This window comes from Arthrobacter sp. Sr24 (genome assembly GCF_054511175.1).
The window spans coordinates 19,660-45,059 of record NZ_JBTNDB010000023.1; the positions used below are offsets into that span (position 1 = coordinate 19,660).

Genomic DNA, 25,400 nt, shown 5'->3' on the forward strand with positions numbered 1-25,400 from the left:
AGCTGTCAGATTACATCTCAGCGGGCGGAGAGTTGTGCACGCCACGGCGGGCCAAGGGCCCTGAGTTCTACTCCCCGTTCAGGCTCTGGGTGATTCAGACTATCTACGGTTGAGCTTTGGTGGAAACCGTGACCGTGAATTTGCTGTTCCGTCCTGCAACACGCGTCGGTCCCACCACTTTCTCCAGAGCTCCCCGGTAGTCCAGATGGCGGTTGTATACGCACCACAGCTCACCTCCCGGGGCCAACACTCGGGCGGCCGCGGCAAAGAGCTTGTGCGCAATCCCCGCATGGACCGTGGCCCCGACGTGGAAGGGCGGGTTGAGGACTATCAATCCGGCTGAAGCTGAGGCAAATCCAGCCAGCGCGTCATCGCGGACCACCTCTATGCGGTCAGCTAGGCCGTTAGCCAACGCTGTCGCTTCCGTGGAAGCCACCGCCGCCGCTGACTGATCAGAAGCCAGAACAGACAACTTTGGCCGAGCCTTCGCCAAAGCAGCGGAAATGGTTCCATTGCCACAACCCAGATCAATGGCTACAGCGGCGTCCGGACGCATTTCAGGAATGAATTCGAGCAGGAAACGGGTGCCGATATCCATTTTCGTTCCGCCAAAAGTTGCCCCATGGGCGCACAACCAGAACCCGGCGTCGGCATGGAATTCCCGCTTGGGAAAGCTCGACGCCGTCCTCTCCTTCAAGGGGCCAGCCAGGGTCAACGGGCGAGACTTGCGCCAGGCCCGGCCGGGGACAACGGAAGAAAAGTATTGCGCCAGAACGGTGTTCATGGCCAGAGTCATGTGCTTGATGCGGCCGCCGGCAAAAACCACTACGTCTGGGGCGGCGTGGGCGCTGATCAGCTCGGCTACTTCGGCTAACTCCTCAAGGCTCCGAGGCAGCTGCCACAACACCACCGCAGCATCAGCAAATAGTTCTGGCCCGAGCGCCATCGAGGTGTACTCTCCCGACAGGCCTGCCCGCTCCGCATTGGCGGCCAGCGCCCGTTCACCAGAGAGCCCATCTTGATGGACACGCACGCCAGCGAGTCCGTGGACCGTTGCAGCAGCCAGGGTCAGTGCGCCGTATCGATCCCCCACCACGGCGAGATGTCCGCCGTCGGCCGTCTCCAGGGCAGTTGCCGCCTCGCTCAGGATCAGTTCGTCAGTGGGGTCATGGGCAAACAGATTCTCCGCCTCAATGTCAGGGAACCTGCGCAACTGCCCAAAATCAAAGGTGTTGCCCTGTACGCTACTGCCGCTGTTTTCCTCCACCGGACAACTCTACCGTGCCGGTTTTCAGCAAAAAGTCGCTACCTATATTGAGGTATTCAGGATCACAGCAGACTGGGAAGGGAGGCAGTCACCCGAGGTCAAAGGTACGTCGCCGTGAGGGCCGCCGTCGGGCTGCGGTAGTGAGTGTAATTTCCATGCCATTGATTGATCAAAGGGCAGGTACAGACTTCGTGGTCCGCTCATGAGGGGCGAGATCCTGCATGCCCGCCGTGTGCTGGCCGAGCGCTGGCCCAGCGCGAAGCCGCATCAGTTTCAGCAGGTGGATCTCACGTAGGACCGCCTCAAACAGAACCCGACCTAACTGAAGAGGAAGACTGCTAAAGCTCTAAGGATTGATCTCTAAGGCTTTGACGTACAGCCATTGCTGGCCAACTTTTACGAAGCTGCTGGTCTCCTTAAAGGAATCCCGCAGCTTGCGGTTGACTGACGAGCGGTAGTGCGCGCGGAAGCTCACCACACCGTCATTATCAAAAGGTCCACCGCGTGTGGAACCGAGAATTTCCAGTAAGTACCACTGCTGGTCAGAGTCCAATTCCAACGAATCCGGGCGCTCGTCCGGGTGCCAGGTGCGCAATAGGTAATCAGCATCTCCGAGGGCGAAGGCGCTAAAACGGGAGCGCATCAGCGCCTCGGCCGTGGGCGGGAACGCCAGGGCCACGCCGTCGTCATTCTCCGTGCCCAAGTAGCGAGCACAGCAACTTCCGAATGACTCCCCGCTACTGCACGGGCATCGCATGCTATCTACTCTCATGATCTCTACTTTTCGTTGGTGATTCTGTTCTTACTGTGGTTTTTGCTCAAGACGTCTATTACATCGGGTGAGTTTGCGAGTGGAACCATTCGATGTGGTTCTTCAGCGCACTGGCTGCGCGGACGCCGTCGTCGGCCAGGACTGCGGCCAGAATTTCACTGTGCTGAGCGCGCAATGAGGGAACCATGCCATCCCACATGGCGTCGTTGTCTATGGCTGCACTGACATAGCTCTGAATGGCCTGGCGCAAGGACTCCATCATGGCTGTGATAACCGTATTACCAGCGAGAGAGCTCAACATCACGTGGAAGGCGGCGTCCAAAACATGGAATTCCTCCCTGTCCAGATCGGGGGCGTCCATGGCATCAAGGAGCTTTCGCAGCGATTCTTCCTGGCTGGTACTGCGAGGCCGCCCAGCACCCTCCACGGCCGCCCACGTCTCCATCATGATGCGGGTTTGAACAATGTCTGTCACGGGAAAATGGTTGGTCGCCATATGGAGTCGCAGCGTGGCAGCTAGGCCTGCCATGGGATTGGCGATCACCACCGTACCCGACTGCGGACCCGAGCCCACTCCAGCGCGGACAACACCCATGACGTCAAGGACTCGGATGGCGTCACGCACGGAAGCGCGCGAGATTCCATGAGTCAAGGCCAGCGCCCGCTCACCAGGGAGATGATCCCCCACCTTGATTTTTCCCTCGCGAAGGTCAGTTTCGATGCTGGTGAGCACCACCTCGTAACTCCGGGCAGCGGGAATGGGGGCAGGTTCTGGCGTGGACACGCAATCATTCTTCCACTACCTGCGAGGAGACGGTGAATCAGTGGCGCTTAGGGGCGCGGTAGTGCGGATCCGGTTCAGAATCGTGGCCACACCGGCTAACCCGCTAACCCCTAGTCTTCGAGACCTCAGGTATGGCCCCTTCCCCCGCTTTCAAGGGGCCAAACCTGAGGTCTCGAAGAAGGTGAGTCGCATCAGCTGCAGTTTAGGTCGTTGCGGCACATAAAAAACCGGCCACCTACGAGTAGATGACCGGACTTTGTTTTGGTGGAGCTGAGGGGACTCGAACCCCTGACCCCCTGCATGCCATGCAGGTGCGCTACCAGCTGCGCCACAGCCCCAAAACTTTTGATATTTAGTTATAAACCACCGAATTAATGTTTCCATCATTCGGTGCGTTTGGTGGAGCTGAGGGGACTCGAACCCCTGACCCCCTGCATGCCATGCAGGTGCGCTACCAGCTGCGCCACAGCCCCAAACACTTTGTTACGTTGCTATTTTTTCCTTGACCTTTCGGTCTTGTTTGTTACGTTGCTATTTTTTCCTTGACCTTTCGGTCTTGGCTGAAGCAACCTGTCTATCCTAGAACACGTTTTGGCGTAGTGCCAAATCGGCGAGTTCTAGGGGCCTAATCCTCTACGGGTTCGGCAAGATCTTCGGGTGCTTCATACGGTTGTGGCAGTGTTCCAACGTTGTGCTCAAGCAACCTCCAATGCCCAGTTTCAGCTCCGTCCAAGGCCGATTGCGAAGCTTCGACCACTGACCAGTGGCAATTGGAAAGCCCAGAGAGGGTTCTCCAGAGCGACTCCGGTAGGCCCAGTAATTTTGCCAGGGCAACACGTGTGGCTCCGCCGTGTGTTGTCACGACCAAGGTGCCGCCGTCTGGCAGTGAGGTCACTGCATCAAGGACGGCATCGACCATCCGTTGAGCCACTTCACTTCTGGTCTCGCCCCCACCCGCACGGATACCGGGCTCATCGCGCTGCCACAATTTAATTTGTTCGGGATAGGTGGCGGTAATTTCAGCAAAAGTCTTACCCTCCCACTCCCCGCCATAGGTTTCCCGCAGCCGCTGATCTACTAGTACCGCTCCACCAGTCAGCGCCGCCAATTGCTGAGCCGTGGAGAATGCGCGGGAAAGATCTGACGAGACGATGCGTACAGGGTGTTCGGGGGCGCTACTCGAACCAAGCTTGCCGGCCAGCAATGCGGCAGCTCGGCTAGCTTGCGAAATCCCAACCTCATCTAGGGGAATGTCACTTTGACCTTGGAAACGTCCAGCAGCATTCCAGGAGGTTCGGCCGTGACGCCAAAAAATGACCCGCCGGCGTAGACCGGCGGGCTGCAGGACTGAACGCCCAGGCGAGTGGTTGACCATCAATTGATAATGTCCCATCCAAAGCTCCCAACGGAGCGATTCAGAGTGCTGATTTTTGGTGTGGTTACTCCGCGGCCGGTGTGGCCGGCACTGCTGCGTCATTCGAGTCTGTGGACTCTGTGGCCGTACCTGACTCAACCGATCCAGCTGAGTTAGCAGAGGGATCGCTCTCAGATAGCTGCAGGTCAATGACCGGGCACTCACCGTAGAGGCGCTCCAGAGCATAGAAGACACGGTCTTCTTCGTGCTGGACGTGAACCACAATGTCGGCGTAGTCAAGCAAGACCCAGCGTCCGCCTGAACGACCTTCGCGGCGCACCGGGCGCAGACCAAACTTGTGCAGCTCGTCTTCGATCCCGTCAACGATGGCGTTAACCTGACGCTCCGTGGGCGCGGAAGCGATAAAGAAGATATCTGTGATGGCCAGACGCTCACTGACGTCAATAGCCGTCACGTCCTGGGCCAGTTTGTCCGATGCGGCCCGCGCCGCAGCGCGTGCCAAGTCAATGGACTGTTGTGTTGCTGTCACTGGTGTTCCTTTGATTGTTGTAAAAACTTAGTTAAGAATATTAGTCAGGACCATGATGGCGCCAGCGACAAAAGCCGCACCGCCGAGAATAATGCTGCCCCACTGAATCAAGAGATTCCGCTGAGTGCGCCGCAAGCCGGCCGTCATGGCATCCAACGGTTCCATGCCGTGGGCATAGTCAGCTGGCATGGGCGGCATCTGCGAGCGTTGGACTGGAACCGGTTCAAGGACTGCTTGTTCCGGCTCAGCTATTGCACTTGCTGGCTCAACGACTGCACGTTCTGGCTGAGCGGTTGGGAAAGCGGCAGGAGCAACCTGCTCCACTGCGGCCATGGCCTCTGCGCGTTTGAGTGTGCTGCTACGGCCGCCAGTCAACGGACGTTTGCCCGGGCCGGGACGGTGACTGGCACGCGCAGCTACAGCAGCATCGAAGCGCTCCGCATTGATATTCGGAACGGGCGATGCTTTCGCCGATGCCGACGTCGGCGTCGACGCCGGCGCGGGGGTGGCTGGCGACTGGCGGGGTGTGGACCGTGTCACGATGGGCACATGCGTGGTAGTCGGCGGCCGCATCATGGGCCGTTCGCTACCGGGAACGTCAATGAATTCCATGGGAGTGACCATGGCCAGGTTATTCGTCGCCGTAGGATCAGCTGGCGGGCGGCGGTTCTTGACGTTTTCCTGTGCCAACCGTTCACGGGCCTGAGCCCGTTGAGCCAAAATCGCTGCCCGTTCGGCGTCTGCCCGCTTTACTGCCAGTGCCGCTAGCTGTTCGGGTCCCGGTGCTACTGGTGGCCCAGCAGTAACTGGATAGTAACTTCCACCGGGGACCAGCTCGGGCAGAGGGGTCACACGGGCATCGCTGTCAACGACGCCGCCGTCAGGGACAGCACCGAGAGCTGCAGCGTTCTCGGGTGCCGCAATTTCAGCTACGCCCTCAACCGCTCCGGCTACGGTTGCGGATCCGGTACCGGCTCCGGTTGCGACTTGAGTTTCCCCAGCAATCCTCGGGGCATTACCCGGTTTGCTCGCCGGAGGGTTTGGTAGCTTGCGAGGTGCCGCAGGCGCCGCCGACGATTCGGCAGTTCCAGGCACAGCAGTGCCCTCAGCGTCTACGGGCGCAGTTCCACCGACATATTTATCGGCGGGCACCGGCGCAGCGCGACGACCTGGCCGGGTCCGCAGCCTCGGTACCGTAGCTGAGGTAGGAGTCACCGCCGGTGTCGGAGCGATCATAGGGACCTCAGAGGCGGCCCCTTGGATAGGGTCGCTTGCAGGACTGCCAGCTGGAGTGTCCGAGCTTGCAACCTTGGGCAGCACCACGGCGGGCCCCTGCACGGTCTCGGGTCCAGCAGCGCTCTTCTTCGCCGTTGCAGTCAACGATACAACCGGGTTGACGGCAGTGATGGGGGCGCGTTCGGCTTCGAGCTGGGCTTGCCTCAGCGCTTTGCGTGAGGGCAGGGGGCTCGGTTCGGGGGGATCAATGAGCCCTTTGTAGGCGCGTAAGGCCGCACGGTCGCGGGCACGAATCTGAGAATCTCGTTCGCGCTGCGGGGCAGTTAACGGCGGGGCCGTTAACGGGAGAGCTTCTGAATCCTGGGGAGTTTGTGCTGGAGCAGCTGGGGCTGGCGAAACAGGTGCACTGCTAACAGGCACCGCGGGGACTCCCGGGGCACCTGTGGTGTGCGCGGATTGTTCGCGCAGTTGCCTGCGGCTTCGAATCGGCTCAGTTTCCTTGCTCATTACTTACTCATTCGGTTCTCTTTAGTCACCGGCACTAGACCTGCGCCGGCATCTTTTACGGGCTTCAGGTACAGCCCATACTTGGCAATATATTGCACCACACCATCCGGGACCAGGTACCAAACGGGGTTCAGCTCTGCCACACGCTTGCGGCAGTCAGTAGAAGAAATAGCCATCGCGGGCACTTCTAGCAGACTTACATCGGTGCGGCCCGCATCATCGAGCACATGCCCTGGGCGGGTCACTCCAACAAAATGCGCTAGGTCCCACAGCTCATCACTGTCTTTCCAAGACATGATCTGGGCCATGGCATCGGCGCCAGTGATGAAGAATAGGTCCGCTTCAGGACGCATCCTCCGCAGATCACGCAGCGTATCAATGGTGTAGGTCAACCCGGGACGATCGATGTCCACCCGGCTGACCGTGAACTGCGGATTGGCTGCCGTGGCAATCACTGTCATCAAGTAACGGTGCTCTGCGGCACTGACCTTGCCTTTGGCTTTTTGCCAAGGCTGGCCTGTGGGAACAAAAATTACTTCATCAAGTTTGAAAACGCTCGCAACCTCACTAGCTGCGACAAGGTGACCATGGTGGATCGGATCAAACGTTCCACCCATGACTCCAACCCGGAGACGGCCCCGGGCACCTTCAGGTGAAGATACCCGGGTTGTTTCCTCAGTGATTGGAGGACGCCGAGTCGTCGCCGTGCAGGTGCTTGTTGGTGTGCTGGCGGTGCGGATCATCCGTGGCTTCAACAGCCTCGTGCCGGTTGCCCAAGTTCATGAACGATACCGTGACAACCATCAGCAGCAGCAGCGCAGCTAGCATGATGCCACCAATCACAAACGGCGGCGCAATCAGTGGCGCAAGTTCGTGTTCTTCTGTAGCAGCAAGTACGACGCCGGCAAGCTGGGTCAGCATTATTTCTCCCCTTGGGTACGTGGCCGGGCGGTTATCTCGCCATCCCTAGCCAAATTAGTGCGTGTATTCCCTCTAATGGTACGTGCAATCGGCATGCTCGGCGGCACCGACCGCGCCGCGTGCGCCACAGCACGGCGATTCTAGGGAGCATACGTGGTTAGTCACACATCAACAGGCGGTCAGCCGCGGACTTGACCTTCGCCCTGAACGATCCACTTGGTTGTGGTCAGTTCGGTCAAGCCCATGGGTCCACGGGCATGGAGTTTTTGTGTGGAGATGCCAACTTCTGCACCCAACCCCAGCTCACCTCCATCAGTGAACCGCGTACTGGCATTGACAATCACAGCTGCGGAATCAATCTGTGCAATGAATTTTTCCGCATTACCCAAATCGTTAGTCAGGATTGCTTCGGTGTGTCCCGTGCTCCACGTGCGAATGTGTTGGATGGCTTCATCCATGGAATCCACCATTTTCACTGCCAAGTCCAAGTCCATGTATTCCGTGGCCCAGTCTTCATCAGTGGCCAGGTCCGCAGTGACGCCTGCAGGCAGCACAGCCTGGATCCGTTCGTCAACGTGTAACCGGACCCCAGACCTAGCCAGAGCCGAAAGTACCGCTGAGAGCACCTTACTGTCCTTGTGGACCAGCAAAGTTTCCACGGTATTGCAGACGCTGGGGCGTTGGGTTTTGGCGTTGAGCAAAATATCCACGCTCATCTCCTCCTGCGCACTGGCATCAATGAAGATATGAACGTTCCCCTCCCCTGTTTCAATGACGGGGACCGAAGAATTATTGACCACAGTTTGGATAAGCTCACGTCCACCTCGGGGAATCAGCACGTCTACGGCACCGCGGGCCTTCATAATCAGATTGGCCCCCTCACGGCCGAACTGATCCACCGATTGAACGGCGTCCGCGGGCAGACCCACTGAATCAAGCGCCTCGCGCAGGATGCTCAAAAGTGCTTTGTTGGTATTGGCAGCAGCGGTGCCACCGCGCAGGATGACGGCGTTTCCGCTCTTGAGCGCCAATCCGGCAATGTCCACAGTCACGTTGGGACGGGCCTCGTAGATGGCGGCCACAACACCCATGGGCACGTTGATCTGGCGCATGCGCAGCCCATTGGGCAGCGTTTGACCACGCACTACGTTGCCCACGGGATCTGGCAACGAGGCCAGGTTCTCGAGTGCATCGGCCAAGCCCTGCATGCGGGGCTTGGTCAAGGTCAGTCGATCGAGCATGGGAGTTGAGGTACCGTTTTCTTTTCCAGCGGCCACATCTTTGGCGTTGGCGGCCAAGATACTGTCCTGGCTGGCCAAGAGGGCTTTGGCCATAGCCCGCAGCCCTTTGTCCTTCCATGCACGGTTTGCTGCGGCCATGCGGCGGGAGGCCCTGCGGGCGCGGTCGGTGATCGCCCGAACGTCTGCGGCGATATCAAGTTCAACAATCTGCTCGGTCATACCCCAAGTCTAAGGTACCCGGGCACAGGGCGCTGTGATGGCGCCCTCAACCAGTTCAGCAGGAGGATCGGCCTAAAATAGCTAGTAGTCAGCTAGTGAGGAGTACCAGATCGTCAACGTGAACCACTACGCGCTCAAACTCGCTCCCAAGTTCCTTCGCCAACGATTTCGTTGACCGTCCCAGCATTTGCGGCAGGTCCGAATGCCGGTAATTGACCAGACCGTGGGCAAAAACCTTACCTTGTGAGTCACTGATCTCAACAGCATCGCCTGCATCAAAGTCTCCTGTTACGGACGTGATACCGGCCGGCAGAAGTGACTTGTTCCGTTCCCCCACAGCCCGCACGGCGCCGTCGTCCAGTACTAGGCGGCCCCGAATATCCGCAAGGTGTGCCAGCCAGAGCATGCGGACCGGACGCCTGTTGCCGTTGATACCAAACCAGGTGCCAACGTCTTCACCAGCCAGTGCCTGTGCTGCTTGGTCCGTGGAAGTAACCAAGGCCGGGATGCCGGTTTCAGCAGCGATCATGGCCGCCTGAACCTTGGTGGCCATCCCCCCGGTACCAACTCCGGCCTTACCTGCGCTGCCAATGACGATGCCTTCAAGATCCTCGGGAGAATCCACAACACTGATGCGGGTGGCCCCTTCTGAGGGCGGACCATCATAGAGAGAGTCCACGTCGGAGAGCAGTACCAGCGCATCAGCCTTGACCAGGTGCGCCACCAAAGCGGCGAGTCTGTCGTTGTCCCCGAACCGGATTTCATGCGTGGCGACAGTGTCGTTCTCGTTGACGATCGGCACCACACCCAAGTGCAACAAACGCTCCAAGGCACGGTGTGCGTTGACGTACTGATGCCGCCGCGAAAGATCTTCAGCTGTCAAAAGCACCTGTGACGCGGTAACGCCGTGGGAGATGAACGCCCGATTGTAATGCGCCATCAGCAGGCCTTGGCCCACACTCGCGGCAGCCTGCTGGGTAGCCAAGTCTTTGGGTCTCTTGGCGAGTCCCAATGGCAACAGCCCAGCAGAGATAGCACCTGAGGAAACCAGGATGATTTCAGTGCCAGCAAGCTGGCGCTGCGCCAACACAGCCACCAGCTTCTTCAGCGCCTCCTCGGAGATACCACCCGCAACAGAGGTCAGTGACGATGAGCCAACTTTGACAACGATGCGAGCAGCCGTGGCCATCTGGCTGCGTGAGGTAACTGAGCCCACCTGGTCCTGCCCCGTAGTTCCCATTAGTCCTGCGCTGCACCTGTCTCGTCAGAGGCGCCTTCAGCAGCCAGCTCTGCTGCCATGCTATGTGCCTTGCTAGCAGCGCTGTTGTCGCTGAGCTCGGTCCAGATACCCGCATTCCGCTCGGCAGCCATTTCAGCACGAGTGGCAGCCTTGGCATCACGGCGATCCTGCTGCTCCTGACGCTTCTGCGAACGCGTGGGGCGGTCACCCAGATCCAGCAAGCGCAAGTCAGTGCCGCGCGGTGCAGCGAGGTGCTCGGCGCCACCCATCATAGTGGGCTCCCAATCGAAGATCATGCCATTGTCACCGCCGATGACCACGGTATCCCCGGGAGTGGCACCGATCCTGAAGAGTTCCTTCTCGACGCCGGCCTTCGCCAGACGGTCTGCCAGGTAACCAATCGCTTCCTCATTTTGGAAATCGGTCTGGGCTACCCAACGTTCCGGCTTTTCGCCGCGAACCCGGAACAACGGTGCGAGGTTGCGCTCTTCACGGTGAATGGTGAAGGAAGATTCGTTAATGGCGCGGGGCCGCAGAACCACCGGGGTGGCCTTTGCGGGGGCATCAGCAACGGCCTTGCGTGCTGCCATGACAATTTCTGCCATTGCAAAACCAAGCTGCTTCAGACCCTCATGGCTTGCCGCGGAGACTTCAAAGACACGGTAGCCGCGCTCTTCCAAGTCAGCCCGTACAAATCCGGCCATGTCGCGGCCGTCCGGTGAATCCACCTTGTTCAGTGCAATAAGGCGGGGGCGGGCGTTCAGGGGAACCACGTCTCCGTCAGTTCCTGCGTAGCTCATATCGACGTCGTAGCGGTCAAGTTCGCGCTCAATGGTGGCCAGGTCGCTGATGGGATCGCGGTCTACCTCCAGAGCTGCACAGTCCAAGACGTGCACAATCGCTGCGCAACGCTCAACGTGACGTAAGAAGTTGTGACCTAGACCCTTACCTTCGCTGGCGCCCTCGATGAGGCCGGGCACATCGGCCATGGTGAAGCGAACGTCACCAGCCTGGACAACGCCTAGGTTAGGAATCAGGGTGGTGAAGGGGTAGTCGGCAATCTTGGGCCGAGCCGCTGACATGGCGGCGATGAGGCTGGACTTGCCGGCGGAGGGGAAACCCACCAAGGCGATGTCGGCAATGGACTTCAGCTCAAGAACAATGTCAGCCTCAGTGCCTTCAATACCCAACAGGGCAAAGCCCGGGGCCTTGCGCTTGAGCGAGGAAAGGGCGTTGTTGCCGAGCCCGCCTGGGCCACCTGAGGCAGCGACGTATTCTGTGCCGATGCCCACCAGGTCGGCAAGGACATTGCCTTCCTTGTCTTTGATGACCGTGCCATCGGGAACGTCAAGGATCAGGGAAGCCCCGTCCTTGCCGTCACGCCAGTCACCCATGCCGGGCTGGCCGTTGCCGCCGCGGCGGTGAGGTGCGTGATGGAAATCCAGCAAAGTGGTCGTCTGGTCGCTGACACGGAAGATGACGCTACCGCCGTCGCCGCCCTTGCCGCCGTCGGGCCCGCCCAAAGGCTTGAATTTTTCGCTATGAACTGAGACGCAGCCGTGGCCGCCAGTCCCGCCGGATACGTGCAGAACAACCCGGTCAACAAAGCTGGCCACTGAAATCTCCTTGAATAGAACTTACTTTTTCGCACTAATTCTAGTCCCGGACGGGACTGGGGCCTGATGCCGGCCCGTGTATGAAACTAGATGAAACTATCTAAAATTCACGCTGTGTTAAAAGCCAGTGGAGCGAGCCATGCGGCCCGCTCCACTGACAAAAGCTTTGGTATTAGACCGCAGCTGCAACGATGTTTACAACACGACGTCCACGACGTGTGCCGAACTCGACTGCGCCTGCGTCCAATGCGAACAGCGTGTCGTCCTTGCCACGGCCGACGCTAACGCCGGGGTGGAAGTGAGTGCCGCGCTGGCGAACGATGATTTCGCCAGCCTTGACAACCTGACCGCCGAAGCGCTTTACGCCCAGGTACTGAGCGTTGGAGTCGCGACCGTTGCGAGTGGAACTCGCACCCTTTTTATGTGCCATTTGAAAATGCCTGCCTTTTTACTAAAAGTATCTAAGAGGATCTAACCGTCAGTGCGCTTATTAAGCGATTGAGGTGATCTTGACCTTGGACAGTTCCTGACGGTGACCCTGACGCTTCTTGTAGCCGGTCTTGTTCTTGAACTTCTGGATGACGATCTTCGGTCCACGAAGATCCTCCAACTTCTCAGCCGTAACCTTCACATTAGCCAGGTCCTTCGCGGCTGTGGTGAGCTTGTCACCATCAACCAGCAGCAGGGCGGGCAGCTCAAATGTGCTGCCGACTCCACCGGGGACGCGGTTCATGGTCACGTGGTCTCCTACGGAAACCTTTTCTTGACGGCCGCCTGCGCGGACAATCGCGTACACCACTGGGGAACTCACTTCTCTCGACGTTTATTACAAAGTTTTTATGCTGGCTTGGATCGTATATAACCCTTGCCAACCGCATGCGCCGCAGTTCAAAAATTGAACCAGCGCGGGGTGCATACTATGTGCCTCAACGCCGTGGACCTCAATGGAGTTCTACCATGGAGTGGTTGCCCTAGGTGTTGGCGTAAGCACCGAAGATCAAGAATACGCTAATTCTGGCTCCGGGGGCAAATGAGACTGGTTCTTTGATCCGTGCGGCCTCAGATGGAATCGAAGATTTCACCTTTAGCTGCAACGATCAGTAGAACCGCACTAAGCCACTTTAGCGCGACTCTGGAACTAAAAGAGCATTTAGGGGCAGGACTCGCCGTATTTTTACCCACGGACAGGTGGTGTTAATCACCCAGCACTGCTCGGTAGCTGCTGTGGATGGGTTACATGGGCGTGGGGTGCGGCGAAGAAGTCCACCTCATACTGTGCCGAATGGGCGAAGGCCACCTCCATTCCTGCCCTCTCCCGTGCCGAACCGCGCCGGGCCGCTGCGTCCAGAATGCTGATGGCAGTCTCGGTCGCCTGCGCGAATTCATCAGAGGCATAGGTCTGCAACCACGTCCCGTAGGGGTGCTCGCCAGAGAAGTTGAAGTAGTCGGCATATAAAACGCGCCCCACCTCTGCATACAACCAGTAGCAAGGAAGAACTGCGGCTACCACCTCGGCGTAGCTGCCGGAGAAGGCCACCGCCTGTAAATGGTCAACGTAGTGCTTGGTGACGGGGCCTTGCCTCATCGCCGCTTCCGGCTCTGCCGGGTAATGGCTGAGCCAGTCTCGGTGCAGCGACATCTCCACCTCCAGGCAGTTCTGCGCCCCGGCGGCCCAGAACTTCTGCTCCGTCTCGTTGGGCGCCAAGGCACTAGCTTTGGCCAGCACTCGTGAATAGGTACCGAGGTAGAGAGCATCCTGGGCCAGATAGTAGGCAAAGTGGTGGCGCGTGAGCGTTCCTGCCGCAAGTTCTTTGATGAAGTCCAGCGAGGCTATGGCGGCCCGCTGCCCAGCGCAGTCCTGCCACAGTTTTCTACTGAAGCTTTTCGCGCGGGGAGCAGCACTGGCCCATAGTTCGTGCAGGTGGTTGACGGGTCCCGGACCGCTTCCCACCCTCAGCTCATGGGAGGTCTCCAGTGCGTTGCCAAGCCATTCCTTGGCGCGCTCAACGCTGGTTGCCCAATCACCGGACTGGGCCTGCAGCGTCGCGACAGCCGCTGAGAGCGAGCACCCCGTGCCGTGCGTGTTGGCTGTGTCAATCCGCGCAGCATAGAACTCGCGCACCGTCCCATTCGGGAAGATCAGCGCGTCCGGGCAGTCGGCACCAGTGAGGTGCCCGCCCTTGACCAGTACCCGCAGCTCATGCGTGGCCGCTAGTTCCTGGCCCTGGGCGATGGCCGCATCCCAGCTTGTCGCCGCAGTTTGGCCCAGTAAAACTCCCAATTCAGGAATGTTCGGAGTAACCAGGTGCACCTGCGCCAGCAAGGTCAGCATGACGGTGAGTGCTTCCTTGTCCATGAGTGAGTCTCCACTGGTGGCCACCATCACCGGATCAAGTACGACGACGGGAGGCCGGGTTCGCTCCAGCCACTCCCCTACCGCAACCATCACCTCAGCGGAACCCAACATGCCGATTTTCACGGCGTCAAGGGTGATGTCTGCCGACACTGCATCCAGCTGGGCGGTGAGGAATTCTGCCGGCGGTATAAGGACGCCGTGTACTCCTACCGTATTTTGGGCGGTGAGTGCTGTGATGGCTGCCATAGCATAGCCGCCATGAGCGGAAATGGCTTTGATATCTGCTTGGATTCCGGCCCCACCCGAAGGATCGGAGCCGGCAATACTCAGTACACGCGGATGTTTTACCCGCTGAGTCGCTTGTTCGGCGGAAATGCTGACAACTGGGCTAACAGCTGGAGACGCAGGTGGAAAGTCGGCTGGAAAAAGTGCAGTCGTGTTCATCAGGACATCCCTTCGCCGGTGCTAACCGGACAGGTTCAACGGGTATTGTCTCAGCCGGCTCTGTAGCCTGGCACCCCGTGTCGCCACCAACCCTAACCTGCGCCAGGTCCCGCAACGAAAAATGACCCGCAACAGCGACACAAAACATGCTTTTCGTGTCACCGCTGCGGGCCAGTTCAACTGCGCCGGAGCTACTACAGCTCGGAGGCCGGAACTCCTACACCCAAAATGATGGGCTCGGCGTTCTTCTTGACCGCTGCTGCAGGAGCCGGGATTTCTGCTTCGGCACTGCTATGCGGTGTGGAGCCCTGAGCTGCGGGAGGCGCATCAACGGTCTCGACCGTCATATCTGCCCCACCCTGAGCACTGCGGGCACTGCGATTACGCCGGCCACGACGTGCGCGCGAACGGTTGCCGCCGGGCTCGGTTCCCTCATGGGCCGCTTCCTGGCTAGGGGCAACGAGCTGATCCAACGCTTGGGTCAGACCCGCCAAGGCTGCTGCCTGATCAGCATTGTTGGGCTGCGCAAAGCCGCTGCTTTCACTTCGGTGTCCGCGCGGCAGCTCAATGGCTTCCCCGCCCAAAGTGAGAATGCCAGTATCAGCAGAGTCATGCTGTTGGGCAGACTCTGCTGTTTCTGTTGCTGTTTCTGTTTCTGTCGCGGTTGTTGCGCGCTGCTCAGGAGCATGCTCATGGTGCGTGGCAGCAGCCGCAGCGGCGATGTTCGCCAAGGCGGTACGGGCTTCGTGGGCCTTCTGTGCCTTAGCGGCTTCGCTCGGCTCCTCAACCACGGGGGTGGTTACGGTCTCTTGATCCTGACCATCGTTCTGTCCGCGGTTGCGGTTACGCTTGCGTTCACTGCGAGTTGACCGGTTAGCTGTGCGTTCGGGTTCGCGCTGTTCCTGCTTAGGTGCGTGCGCGTGCGCCTGTGCAGCTTCAACTGCAGGGGAATGCGTGCGGCGGTGCTCCACGGGGATCTCGTGCGTGACCATGCCGCGGCCGGCACAGGTGCCACACTGCTCGCCGAAGACTTCCAGCAGACCTGTGCCCATGCGCTTTCGTGTCATCTGAACCAGACCCAGCGAGGTGACCTCGGCTACTTGGTGCTTGGTCCTGTCACGGCCCAAGCACTCCACCAGGCGGCGCAGCACCAGATCGCGGTTAGATTCCAACACCATGTCGATGAAGTCGATGACGATGATGCCGCCAATGTCACGCAAACGCAGCTGTCGAACCACTTCTTCTGCGGCTTCAAGGTTGTTCTTGGTGACAGTTTCTTCCAGGTTTCCGCCGGAGCCGGTGAACTTACCGGTGTTGACATCCACCACGGTCATGGCTTCAGTGCGGTCAATGACAAGCGAGCCACCGGAAGGCAGGAAGACCTTGCGCTCAAGTGCTTTGTTAATCTGCTCATCAATGCGATGCGCAGCGAAAATATCCTCGGGCTTGGTCCACTTTTCCAGGCGATCCAGCAGATCCGGGGCAACATATGTCACATACGCTTCAATGGTGTCCCAGGCATCCTCACCGGAGACGATGAGCTTACTGAAATCTTCATTGAAGACGTCGCGGACCACCTTGATGGTCAGATCTGGCTCGCCATACAACATTTCAGGGGCCAGCGTCTTGGTCGAGGCAGCACGGTTATTGATGCCTTCCCACTGGGCACGCAAACGGTTGATGTCGTTGGTGAGCTCTTCTTCGCTGGCGCCTTCAGCCGCGGTCCGCACAATGACTCCGGCGTTCTCCGGCAGGTGATCCTTGAGAACTCGCTTGAGGCGGTTACGTTCCACGTCGGGCAGCTTACGTGAGATGCCTGTCATGGAGCCGCCGGGTACAAATACCAGGTAGCGGCCAGGCAGGGAAATCTGGCTGGTCAGGCGGGCACCCTTGTGGCCAACAGGATCTTTGGAGACCTGGACCAAGACAGAGTCACCGGACTTGAGCGCGTTTTCAATGCGGCGCGGCTGGCCGTTGAGGTTAGCAGCATCCCAATCAACCTCACCGGCATACAGCACAGCATTGCGGCCGCGTCCAATGTCGACGAAGGCTGCTTCCATGCTCGGCAGGACGTTTTGGACCTTGCCCACGTAGACGTTGCCGATCAGGGAATCCTGCTGAGTTTTTGAAACAAAGTGCTCGGCCAAGATGCCGTCTTCCAGGACACCAATTTGGATACGGTCATCAGCTTGGCGGACCACCATGACGCGGTCTACAGATTCGCGGCGAGCCAAGAACTCGGCTTCGGTGATGACGGTGCGGCGGCGGCCGGAGTCGCGAGAATCGCGGCGACGCTGCTTCTTCGCTTCCAAACGGGTGGAGCCGCGCAGGCTGGTGACGCGGTTACTGACCCCTGCTGCAGGCTCAGTGGGCACGCGCGGGGCACGGACTCGGGTCACTGTGTTGGGCGGGTCTTCATCGCTGCCACCGCTCAGTTCCAGATCCTGATCACCGCGGCGGCGACGGCGACGGCGACGGGAAGTCACGCCGTCGTCCAAATCATCGCTGTCATGGTCAGAGGGCTCAGTGTCCTGAGCACTTTCACCAGCGTCAGCGTCAGTTGCCCTCGGGCGGCGGTTGCGGTTGCGGCCGCGCTGCTCGTTGTCCGCACCTGAACGCTGCTTGTCACCGCTATCGCCGTCGGACGCGTCCTGAGGAGTGGTTGCCGAAACAGCCAAGCTGAGATCCGGAGCCAAGAACAGTGCCGAGATACCGGCGTCGGGAGCCAAGAACAAGGACTCCGTCACAGGGGCCGGCTGAGCCTCAGGCTCAACAGTGGCGGGCTCGGCCGGAGCGACTTCTTCGGCCGGAGCTTGTGCCACAATAGGGTCAGTTGCGCGCCCGGCAGCCTTAGTGGCGGTCCGTCGGCGGCCACGGGTCCCCCTGGGAGCTGCCGAAGCAGTATCCGAGGACGCAGCGCCAGAGTCGAGTACTTCAGAAGTAGCTTGGCTCTTCGCAGCCGGGACATCAGTGGCGTCACTCCCCTGAGCATTCGCCTCCGAGGCAGAATCCTGAGCAGCAACGACTGGGGCTGGCGCTCCAGCTTTGGCGGCGGCGCGGCGAGAGGGTGCCCGGCGTGTGGAACGGCCAGCAGCGGGGGCAGATTCTGTGGAGGAGGTGGCAGCGGACCCGTCCGTGGCGGTTTCTGCAGCAGTTGCCGTAGCGGCAGCTTCAGGTGATTGTACTTCCGTTGCTGCAACGTCAGCCGCAAGAGCTTCGGTGGCGGCAACCTTGGTGACGGGAGCTTTCGCTGCCCGGCTACGCCGCACTGGGGCTTTCTTGACCGGAGCAGCCTGAGCATGAGCAACTTCTGTCTGTGCCGCTTCAGGCTGAGCTGCTTCAGTCTTCGCAGCGATGGCCGACTCCTCGCTTGCCAAGCTCAATTCGCCCTGCCCAGCAACCTCTGCCGAAACAGGTGCCGTGACAGGGGCGCTGGCACGGCGGCGGGTGGCCTTCTTAACCGGCGCTGCGGCGGGAGCTGTGGCTTTCGTGACAGCTACCTCGGCGATGGCATCAAGAAGCGACGGGTCAGTGGCGCTGTTTGTTTCCGCAGCAGAAACGGTGACAGCGGCAACCGCATCAGCTGCGGCGTCGGTCTTCTTCGCCCGACTGCGTCGAGCAGGGGCCTTCTTGGCAGGGGCAGTGGCTTCGACTGCTTCAACCTGGACAGCTGCCGCAACAGGCTCCTTGGCAGCGGCCGGCGCGGCAGCTGCCGTGACCTTCGCGGCAGTGACAGCCGGTGCAGCCGCGGAGCCGGGGCTGGTCACTGCTGAGGTGGCGCGGCGCGATCGTGAGGCGCGAGCCTTGACCGGAGCTACCTGCGCAACATCTGTGTTGTCTAGTGTGGGTTGTTCATTTTCCATTGTGGGCATTACCTTCGCGCCGACGTGCCACCCCCACATCGGGTGCCAAGTTCGGCCGATGTGCCAACACCCTCGGGCGCTGACGGAAGTCGTCTAATTACTCCTCAGGCGGCACCAACTTGATGGGTGCGCAAGCTCTGAAAAGCCAATGGTTTGCGAGAAACGTGGCTGGTGGATGGCTGCACACGCAGGCAGCGTCTTCTCCAGCAGCCCGTGGGCGTGCCATTGGACCGAAAGGCGCATGTGGATCACCAGCCAGCCGAAATCATTGTCTCATACGAGCCTGTCCAACCCGCGATTCCACGCAGGGCGCGCCTAGATTCACGCGCTACAATCAGGACACAATCACGCCTTCGCGAGGAATAGGACTCCATGCCCAGCACCAACATTTCCACCAGTGATCCCGCCGACTTGGACCTACCAGCCATGTCCAGAGCCAAACCCTTTGGCTGGTTGCTGATCATCACCGGAGCTATTGCGTGGATCTCGTCCTTTACTTTGGTGATGGAGCGGCTGAACTTATATGTAAATCCCAACGCGTCCGCGAGCTGTGATTTCAATTCCTGGATCTCCTGCAGCGATGTGATGAAGACTCCGGAAGCCGCCCTGTTAGGCTTCCCCAATCCGTTCATTGGCATCTGCGCCTTTGCCGTGGTCATCACAGTAGGCGTGGTCCTGTTGGCCGGAGCACGCATGAACCGTTGGTTCTGGATCTGCCTGCAGCTCGGCATCACGGCCGGTATGGCTTTGGTGAGTTGGTTCTGGTTCACGGCCCTGTACTCCTTGGCTGTGCTGTGCCCCTACTGCATGATCGTGTGGGCCATGATGATCCCGATCTTTGTTCTCACCACGGTGCGCAACATCAACCACGGCGTTATCCCGGCCCCTGCAGGACTGCGGAAGTTCCTCAACGACTGGGTTTGGGTGATCGTGGGCCTGCTCTACATCGGCGTCTTGGCGTCCATCTTCTTCCGCTTCATGTACGCCATCCTGGGCTAAACAACCCATACCGGGTGGATGGGCCCACGCCCGCGAGGGACCCGCAGTGAGCTTGCGAGCTGTGCGACCGGGTGGATGGGCCCACGCCCGCGAGGGACCCGCAGTGAGCTTGCGAGCTGCGGGAGCGGGTGGGGAACGGGGGGGGGAGCCCCCTTTTGGAAAAAAGGCCCCCCCCCGCCGTCGTACTCTATGGGGTATTACGCGAACCAGATGGCGATCTCGCGCTCGGCGGACTCAACAGAGTCGGAGCCGTGGACCAGGTTCTGCTGCACCTTCAGGCCCCAGTCGCGGCCGAAGTCGCCGCGGATGGTACCCGGAGCGGCAGTGGTGGGATCGGTGGTGCCGGCCAGTGCGCGGAAACCTTCGATGACGCGGTGGCCTTCGAAGATCGCGGCGACTACCGGGCCGGAGAGCATGAACTCAACCAGCGGCTCGTAGAACGGCTTGCCAACGTGCTCTTCGTAATGTGCCTCCAGCTGCTCGCGGGTAGCGGAAACCTTCTTCAGCTCGGCCAGGGTGTAGCCCTTGGCTTCGATGCGGGCCAGAACGGCGCCGGAAAGGTTGCGTGCCACGCCGTCGGGCTTCACAAGGACAAGAGTGCGCTCAATGCTCACGAATAACTCCAATAACTAGGTAAAAAATCTAATAAGGACAATCAAAAACAGTTTACTTGGACGGCTGCTCGGGAGCAGATTCTACGGGATTGGCTGCGTCCCATTCGGCTTGCTCCTTGGCCCGAACAACGTTCTCACGGTCAATCTTTGCACCGGCGAACAGCGCGTACCACCAGGCGATCGCAAAGAGCACGCCCACCACGAACATGGACGGTTCCCAGAAACCACCCGCAATCAGCAGCAGTTGCAGAATCCAGCCAAAGGCGATGCCCCACGTCTTACGGACTACACCGCAGGCGAGGATCAACAAGACCGCCAAAATTCCGGCGGCGATGAGAAAGGCCGGGTTCTTGTCCTTGAGGCCGAACAGCGCCAGCCCCAGGAACAGCGCCACGAACGCCTCGAGCATCAGCACCACCGAGGCGAACATGGTCTTGGTGGAGCGCACCTTCTTGGGCGTGTTGGGCTTCCATTCGCGCTGGGCTTTTGTCAGCTTCGCCATGAGTTAGGCACCTTCCTTTTCACCGGGACGGCCCAGCAGGATCCGGGCCTCACCTACCAGCGTGATCGAACCGGTGATCAGCACACCGCCAGCGAGGTCATTGTTGGCTTCGGCACGTTCAACGGCCCATTCGATGGCGTCGTCGAGCTTTAGTGCAATGTGGATATCTTCCTCAGCCCAGCCAAGGTCCACAGCGAGTTCGGCCAGTTCCTCGGCCGGGATGGCCCGCGGAGAATTGGACTGGGTCAGGCACAGTTCCTGCGCTTCATCGCCGTACGCTTCCTTGAGGGAATTGAGGATTTCCTCGGCATCCTTTTCGACCAGAACACCCAGAACCACCACAAGCTTGCTGAAGGCAAAGGACTCCTGCAGGGCCGCGGCGCTAGCGGCAATCCCTGCCGGGTTGTGCGCGGCATCGACCACGATGGTGGGCGAGGTACGCATGACTTCTAGGCGGCCAGGGGAGGTGACAGCGGCGAAGCCATCCTGAACCAGTTCCCGGTTGAGTTCCTTCTCGCCGCCGCCCAAAAAGGCTTCCAACGCCGCAAGTGCGACGGCGGCATTCTGGGCTTGGTGTTCACCGTGCAGCGGTAGCAAGATCCCTGGGTAGCGACCGGCGAGACCCTGCAGATCCAACTGCTGTCCACCCACGGCCACGGTGCGTGACTCCACACCGAACTCCACGCCTTCAAAGCGGAAGTCGGCATGCTTTTCGCGGGCCGCCGCCAAAATGACTTCGGCAGCATCCTGTGGCTGGGCAGCGCTGATGACAAACGCACCCTCCTTGATGATGCCTGACTTCTCTTCGGCAATCAGACCCGTGGTGTCACCGAGCAATTCGGTGTGGTCCAGCGAGATGGGGGTGATGACAGCAACTTGGCCATCGCCCACATTGGTGGCATCGGTGATACCGCCCAAACCAACTTCCATGACAGCTACATCCACTGGCTGATCGGCAAAGATGGCGAACGCCAGGATGGTGAGGCATTCGAAGTACGTCAGGCGGTTTTCGCCTGCTGTTTCGAGTTCGGCGTCGACCATCTCCAGATAGGGGCGGATTTCGTCCCAGATCCGCACAAACGTCTCATCGCTGACAGGAGCCCCGTCAACGCTGATGCGTTCGGTGACCTTCGTCAGGTGCGGGCTGGTGTAACGGCCAGTGCGCAGATCGTGAGCCAGCAGGCCGCACTCGATCATGCGTGCCGTGGAGGTTTTTCCATTGGTTCCGGTGATGTGGATGATGGGGAACGCCTTGTTGGGGTCACCCAGAATATCCATTGCACGGAACAAGGGAGCCAGACGCGGTTCCATCTTGTTCTCCGGGGCACGGCCCAGGAGTTCGGCGTAGACGCTCTCCACAGAGAATTCGTCGTGGTTTACAGTCATTTACGACACTGTCCGTTCAACTGTGATGGTGGTTTCAACGTCACCGGGGATAAGTTCAAGCTTCAGCGTCAAGGTTTCACTCTTGACCAGCTCAGTGTTGGCATGCAGCGCATCGATGATGTCCTGCGGGGCGCTGATGATGGTGCGGATCCGGTCGCTGACCTGCAGGCCCGTGTCCTTACGTGCCTGCTGGATGGCGCGCACCATATCGCGAGCCGTACCCTCGGCCTCAAGCTCGGGAGTCAACTCGGTATTGAGCACCACGAAGCCGCCACCGGGCAACATCGCAACGGCACTCTTACCGGCGTCGGCCGCGTCTTGGACAACGGTCTCCAGCGTGTACTCGGAGGGTTCCAGCTCCAGACCACCGGCAGTAACAACACCGTCGGTCACGGACCAATCACCGGACTTGGAGCCCTTGATGGCGAGCTGCACGTTTTTGCCCAGACGAGGCCCGGCGGCACGGGCGTTGACGACAAGCTTTTGGGAGATGCCGAACTCTTCCGGGGAAGCATCCGCGGCGTCAACAAAGCGCACGGAGCGGATGTTCAGCTCCTCCGCAACGATCCCGGCACCGCTGTTCAGGGCTGCGGCGTTGGGGGCAACCACCGTCAGTTCCTGCAGGGGCAGGCGAACCCGCAGCTTGGCAGCCTTGCGAAGGCTGGAACCGGTGGAGCAGATCTGCTGGATCTGATCCATCTGCTCCACCAGTGCGGCGTCGGGCAGGAAGAGGTCAGCGTTGGGCCAATCGCTCAGGTGCACCGAACGGCCACCGGTGAGTCCGCGCCAGATTTCCTCGGTGACCAGCGGCAACAGCGAGGCGGCCACGCGGCACACGGTCTCCAGTGAAGTGTAGAGGGCGTCAAAGGCATCGGCGCTCTCGTCAAAGAAGCGGGTGCGGCTGCGGCGGACGTACCAGTTGGTCATCATGTCGAAGTAAATACGCAGTAAATCACAGGCGCCGGAGACGTCATAGCCATCCAGCTTGGCGGTCACTTCGCGGACCAGATCGCCGGTGTTGGCGAGCAGGTACTGGTCCATGGGATCGGTGTAGCCGTCGTAGCGGAGCTTGGCGTCGTAGCCCTTGCCCTCATTGGCGGTGTTCGCGTAGAGGGTGAAGAAGCTGTAAACGTTCCATAGCGGCAAGATGACTTGGCGGACGCCGTCGCGGATGCCCTGTTCGGTGACCACCAGGTTGCCACCGCGCAGGATCGGGCTGGCCATGAGGAACCAGCGCATGGCGTCGGAGCCGTCGCGATCCAGGACCTCGGAGACGTCTGGGTAGTTGCGCAGGCTCTTGGACATTTTCTGCCCATCGGAGCCCAGCACAATGCCGTGGCTGATGACGTTGCGGAAGGCCGGGCGGTCAAAGAGAGCGGTGGAGAGGATGTGCAGCATGTAGAACCAGCCGCGGGTCTGACCGATGTACTCGACAATGAAGTCTGCCGGGTTGTGGGTGTTGAACCATTCCTCGTTTTCGAACGGGTAGTGGACCTGTCCGTAGGGCATGGAGCCGGAATCGAACCAGACATCTAAGACGTCTTCGACGCGGCGCATGGTGGACTGGCCCTGCTCCGGGGTGCGCGGGTCATCCGGGTTGGGGCGCGTGAGCTCGTCGATGAACGGGCGGTGCAGGTCCACTTCGCCCTCATTGTTCAGCGGCAGGCGGCCAAAGTCGGCCTTCATCTCGGCGACGGAGCCGTACACATCGGTGCGCGGGTATTCGGGGTCATCGGACTGCCAGACCGGGATGGGTGAACCCCAGTAGCGGTTGCGGCTGATGGACCAGTCGCGAGCGTTTGCCAGCCACTTGCCGAACTGGCCATCCTTGACGTTGCCGGGGATCCAGTTGATGTCCTGGTTCAGCTCGGTCATGCGGTCCTTGATGGCGGTAACTTCTACATACCAGGAGGAGATGGCGCGGTAGATCAAGGGTGTGCGGCAGCGCCAGCAATGCGGGTAGCTATGCACGTAGCTGGCTTGACGGACCAAACGGCCGGCGTCCTTGAGCACGCGAGTGATGGTCTTATTGGCGTCAAAGACCTGCACGCCGGCGATCTCACTGAGCGGGCCCTCGGCGAAGAGCGGCAAGAACTTGGCGCCCTCATCGATGGAGAGAACGACGGGGATGCCGTACGCCTCGCAGACCTTCTGATCCTCTTCACCGTAGGCCGGGGCCTGGTGAACAATACCGGTACCGTCGGTGGTGGTGACGTAGTCAGCTACAAGGAACTGCCAGGACTTGGCGGTTCCGTACTTTTCGTCGTCGGCGAAGTAGTCCCACAAGGGCTCATACTTCAGGCCTTCCAGCTCGGTACCCATGTACGTGGCGGTGACAGCGGCCGTCGCGGCAGCTCCGTCGTCGTACCCTAGATCCTTGGCGTGGGCGGCGACTAAATCAGCTGCCAGCAGGAACTTCTCGGCTGTGGCGCCTAGGGTGACACCGTTGGGGCCAACCGGGACAACCGAGTAGCTGACGTTGGGTCCGACGGCGAGGGCCTGGTTGGTGGGCAGGGTCCAGGGCGTGGTGGTCCAAGCCATGGCGCCGACGCCGGCCAGCTCCTGTGAGATGGCGGATTCGCCGGTCAGGATGGGGAAAGTGACGGTGACGGTCTGATCCTGACGGTCCTTGTAAACATCGTCATCCATGCGCAGCTCGTGGTTGGAGAGAGGGGTCTCATCCTTCCAGCAGTAGGGCAGCACGCGGTAGCCGTTGTAGGTGAGCCCCTTGGTGTGGAGCTGCTTGAACGCCCAAAGAACAGACTCCATGTACTCAACGTTGAGTGTCTTGTAGTCGTTGTCGAAGTCCACCCAGCGAGCCTGACGGGTGACGTATTCTTGCCACTCGCCGGCGTACTTCATGACTGAAAAGCGGCACGCGTCGTTGAACTTGTCGATGCCCATGGCCTCGATTTGGGCCTTGTCCGTCATGCCCAGCTGCTTCATGGCTTCCAGCTCGGCCGGCAGACCGTGGGTGTCCCAGCCGAAGCGGCGCTCAACACGGCGCCCGCGCTGGGTCTGGTAGCGGGCCACCAGGTCCTTGGCGTAGCCGGTCAGCAGGTGGCCGTAGTGCGGCAGGCCATTGGCGAAAGGGGGACCGTCATAGAAGACGAACTCGTTTGACCCGTCTTCACCGGCGTCGCGGGCATCAATGCTGGCCTGGAAAGTGCCGTCTTCATCCCAGTACTTCAGGACGAGTTCTTCTACCTTCGGGAAATTCACGGAGGAGGGGACGTGCTTGGATTTGGCGTGGAGGCCGGCGGCGGCAGAGGCCTTCGGGAAGTGGGTCATCACATCATCCTGGTGGTTAGTGTTCAGGTTCAGGATGCAAGGACGGCTTGCGCCGCGGTACCACCTCGCTTACCGCATTTGTTGCCAAGTGCGGCCGCTCATTAACTGCTGTGACGGGCTTACCCGTCCGGTTCTACTTGCTTTGCGTAGCGCGCGGCGTTCTTCCGGAAGCTCACCGGTGATAGCCGGGTCAACGCTTTGTCCTCTATTCTACCGGATACTTGTGCAGGGCTTGGAC

The 25,400-nt window shown here is 60.0% G+C and carries 20 protein-coding genes, 2 tRNA genes and 1 riboswitch; of the genes, 1 reads left to right on the top strand and 21 read right to left on the bottom strand.

What is annotated here, in order from left to right; translation table 11 throughout:
• Nucleotides 1–103 precede the first annotated feature (103 nt).
• The 17 genes from ACX80D_RS13915 to ACX80D_RS13995 form a co-directional block, all read right to left on the bottom strand.
• Nucleotides 104–1,267 carry a class I SAM-dependent methyltransferase gene (locus ACX80D_RS13915; RefSeq protein ID WP_459323458.1) on the bottom strand — a complete coding sequence of 388 codons (1,164 nt, stop codon included), beginning with the start codon at nucleotides 1,265–1,267 and terminating at the stop codon, nucleotides 104–106.
• 346 nt (nucleotides 1,268–1,613) lie between these two features.
• Entirely contained in the window at nucleotides 1,614–1,970 is a 357-nt protein-coding gene (locus ACX80D_RS13920; protein WP_459323460.1) for a YchJ family protein, read from the bottom strand.
• Between the two features lie 127 nt (nucleotides 1,971–2,097).
• Entirely contained in the window at nucleotides 2,098–2,823 is a 726-nt protein-coding gene (locus ACX80D_RS13925; protein WP_459323462.1) for a FadR/GntR family transcriptional regulator, read from the bottom strand.
• A 262-nt stretch (nucleotides 2,824–3,085) separates the two neighbouring features.
• Nucleotides 3,086–3,161: transfer RNA gene (locus tag ACX80D_RS13930), tRNA-Ala, on the bottom strand.
• Between the two features lie 59 nt (nucleotides 3,162–3,220).
• Nucleotides 3,221–3,296: transfer RNA gene (locus ACX80D_RS13935), tRNA-Ala, on the bottom strand.
• A gap of 152 nt (nucleotides 3,297–3,448) precedes the next feature.
• Nucleotides 3,449–4,216 (bottom strand): histidine phosphatase family protein, encoded by a 768-nt coding sequence (locus ACX80D_RS13940; RefSeq protein WP_459323464.1) that lies wholly within the window; start codon nucleotides 4,214–4,216, stop codon nucleotides 3,449–3,451.
• Nucleotides 4,217–4,262: 46 nt separating this feature from the next.
• Complete coding sequence (gene rsfS / locus ACX80D_RS13945; RefSeq protein ID WP_459323465.1) at nucleotides 4,263–4,727, bottom strand: ribosome silencing factor; 465 nt, start codon at nucleotides 4,725–4,727, stop codon at nucleotides 4,263–4,265.
• 27 nt (nucleotides 4,728–4,754) lie between these two features.
• Nucleotides 4,755–6,470 (bottom strand): hypothetical protein, encoded by a 1,716-nt coding sequence (locus tag ACX80D_RS13950; RefSeq protein WP_459323467.1) that lies wholly within the window; start codon nucleotides 6,468–6,470, stop codon nucleotides 4,755–4,757.
• Entirely contained in the window at nucleotides 6,470–7,213 is a 744-nt protein-coding gene (gene nadD / locus ACX80D_RS13955) for a nicotinate-nucleotide adenylyltransferase (protein ID WP_459323469.1), read from the bottom strand. The genes ACX80D_RS13950 and nadD overlap by 1 nt, the downstream gene beginning before the upstream one ends.
• Nucleotides 7,146–7,391, bottom strand: a complete 246-nt coding sequence (locus ACX80D_RS13960; RefSeq protein WP_459323471.1) for a hypothetical protein — start codon at nucleotides 7,389–7,391, stop codon at nucleotides 7,146–7,148. The genes nadD and ACX80D_RS13960 overlap by 68 nt, the downstream gene beginning before the upstream one ends.
• Nucleotides 7,392–7,570: 179 nt before the next feature.
• The gene (locus tag ACX80D_RS13965; protein WP_459323473.1) at nucleotides 7,571–8,851 is read right to left on the bottom strand and encodes a glutamate-5-semialdehyde dehydrogenase; all 1,281 of its coding nucleotides are present in this window, start codon (nucleotides 8,849–8,851) and stop codon (nucleotides 7,571–7,573) included.
• Nucleotides 8,852–8,939: 88 nt separating this feature from the next.
• A complete protein-coding gene (proB, locus tag ACX80D_RS13970; protein WP_459323475.1) occupies nucleotides 8,940–10,091 on the bottom strand; it encodes a glutamate 5-kinase in 1,152 nt (383 codons plus the stop codon).
• The gene (obgE, locus tag ACX80D_RS13975) at nucleotides 10,091–11,707 is read right to left on the bottom strand and encodes a GTPase ObgE (protein WP_459323477.1); all 1,617 of its coding nucleotides are present in this window, start codon (nucleotides 11,705–11,707) and stop codon (nucleotides 10,091–10,093) included. Before obgE ends, proB begins: the two co-directional genes overlap by 1 nt.
• A gap of 172 nt (nucleotides 11,708–11,879) precedes the next feature.
• The gene (gene rpmA, locus ACX80D_RS13980) at nucleotides 11,880–12,137 is read right to left on the bottom strand and encodes a 50S ribosomal protein L27 (RefSeq protein WP_038462850.1); all 258 of its coding nucleotides are present in this window, start codon (nucleotides 12,135–12,137) and stop codon (nucleotides 11,880–11,882) included.
• A 60-nt stretch (nucleotides 12,138–12,197) separates the two neighbouring features.
• Nucleotides 12,198–12,506, bottom strand: a complete 309-nt coding sequence (rplU, locus tag ACX80D_RS13985; protein WP_110106340.1) for a 50S ribosomal protein L21 — start codon at nucleotides 12,504–12,506, stop codon at nucleotides 12,198–12,200.
• 399 nt (nucleotides 12,507–12,905) lie between these two features.
• Nucleotides 12,906–14,507: a bifunctional hydroxymethylpyrimidine kinase/phosphomethylpyrimidine kinase gene (locus tag ACX80D_RS13990; RefSeq protein ID WP_459323479.1), complete on the bottom strand. Its 1,602-nt coding sequence runs from the start codon at nucleotides 14,505–14,507 to the stop codon at nucleotides 12,906–12,908.
• Nucleotides 14,498–14,595: riboswitch (TPP riboswitch) on the bottom strand. (Overlaps the previous gene by 10 nt.)
• A 106-nt stretch (nucleotides 14,596–14,701) precedes the next feature.
• The gene (locus ACX80D_RS13995) at nucleotides 14,702–18,370 is read right to left on the bottom strand and encodes an Rne/Rng family ribonuclease (RefSeq protein ID WP_459323480.1); all 3,669 of its coding nucleotides are present in this window, start codon (nucleotides 18,368–18,370) and stop codon (nucleotides 14,702–14,704) included.
• Between the two features lie 372 nt (nucleotides 18,371–18,742).
• Here ACX80D_RS13995 and ACX80D_RS14000 point away from each other — a divergent pair, with 372 nt between their 5' ends.
• Nucleotides 18,743–19,369: a vitamin K epoxide reductase family protein gene (locus ACX80D_RS14000; protein WP_459323482.1), complete on the top strand. Its 627-nt coding sequence runs from the start codon at nucleotides 18,743–18,745 to the stop codon at nucleotides 19,367–19,369.
• Nucleotides 19,370–19,566: 197 nt separating this feature from the next.
• Here the strand turns inward: ACX80D_RS14000 and ndk are convergent, their stop codons facing one another.
• The 4 genes from ndk to ileS are packed head-to-tail and all read right to left on the bottom strand — an operon-like array spanning nucleotide 19,567 to nucleotide 25,162.
• Nucleotides 19,567–19,983, bottom strand: a complete 417-nt coding sequence (ndk, locus tag ACX80D_RS14005; protein WP_459323484.1) for a nucleoside-diphosphate kinase — start codon at nucleotides 19,981–19,983, stop codon at nucleotides 19,567–19,569.
• Nucleotides 19,984–20,035: 52 nt separating this feature from the next.
• The gene (locus ACX80D_RS14010) at nucleotides 20,036–20,485 is read right to left on the bottom strand and encodes a DUF4233 domain-containing protein (RefSeq protein WP_459323485.1); all 450 of its coding nucleotides are present in this window, start codon (nucleotides 20,483–20,485) and stop codon (nucleotides 20,036–20,038) included.
• 3 nt (nucleotides 20,486–20,488) lie between these two features.
• Nucleotides 20,489–21,871 (bottom strand): bifunctional folylpolyglutamate synthase/dihydrofolate synthase, encoded by a 1,383-nt coding sequence (locus ACX80D_RS14015; protein WP_459323487.1) that lies wholly within the window; start codon nucleotides 21,869–21,871, stop codon nucleotides 20,489–20,491.
• Nucleotides 21,872–25,162 carry an isoleucine--tRNA ligase gene (gene ileS / locus ACX80D_RS14020; protein ID WP_459323488.1) on the bottom strand — a complete coding sequence of 1,097 codons (3,291 nt, stop codon included), beginning with the start codon at nucleotides 25,160–25,162 and terminating at the stop codon, nucleotides 21,872–21,874.
• Nucleotides 25,163–25,400 lie beyond the last annotated feature (238 nt).

Excerpts from the sequence above, each read along its gene's own strand:
- ACX80D_RS13940 (WP_459323464.1), bottom strand. The coding sequence starts at position 4,216 with ATGGGACATTATCAATTGATGGTCAACCACTCGCCTGGGCGTTCAGTC.
- ACX80D_RS13950 (WP_459323467.1), bottom strand. The coding sequence starts at position 6,470 with ATGAGCAAGGAAACTGAGCCGATTCGAAGCCGCAGGCAACTGCGCGAA.
- nadD (WP_459323469.1), bottom strand. The coding sequence starts at position 7,213 with ATGATCCGCACCGCCAGCACACCAACAAGCACCTGCACGGCGACGACT.
- ACX80D_RS13960 (WP_459323471.1), bottom strand. The coding sequence starts at position 7,391 with ATGCTGACCCAGCTTGCCGGCGTCGTACTTGCTGCTACAGAAGAACAC.
- ACX80D_RS13965 (WP_459323473.1), bottom strand. The coding sequence starts at position 8,851 with ATGACCGAGCAGATTGTTGAACTTGATATCGCCGCAGACGTTCGGGCG.
- proB (WP_459323475.1), bottom strand. The coding sequence starts at position 10,091 with ATGGGAACTACGGGGCAGGACCAGGTGGGCTCAGTTACCTCACGCAGC.
- rpmA (WP_038462850.1), bottom strand. The coding sequence starts at position 12,137 with ATGGCACATAAAAAGGGTGCGAGTTCCACTCGCAACGGTCGCGACTCC.
- ACX80D_RS13990 (WP_459323479.1), bottom strand. The coding sequence starts at position 14,507 with ATGAACACGACTGCACTTTTTCCAGCCGACTTTCCACCTGCGTCTCCA.
- ACX80D_RS13995 (WP_459323480.1), bottom strand. The coding sequence starts at position 18,370 with ATGGAAAATGAACAACCCACACTAGACAACACAGATGTTGCGCAGGTA.
- ACX80D_RS14000 (WP_459323482.1), top strand. The coding sequence starts at position 18,743 with ATGCCCAGCACCAACATTTCCACCAGTGATCCCGCCGACTTGGACCTA.
- ACX80D_RS14010 (WP_459323485.1), bottom strand. The coding sequence starts at position 20,485 with ATGGCGAAGCTGACAAAAGCCCAGCGCGAATGGAAGCCCAACACGCCC.
- ACX80D_RS14015 (WP_459323487.1), bottom strand. The coding sequence starts at position 21,871 with ATGACTGTAAACCACGACGAATTCTCTGTGGAGAGCGTCTACGCCGAA.
- ileS (WP_459323488.1), bottom strand. The coding sequence starts at position 25,162 with ATGACCCACTTCCCGAAGGCCTCTGCCGCCGCCGGCCTCCACGCCAAA.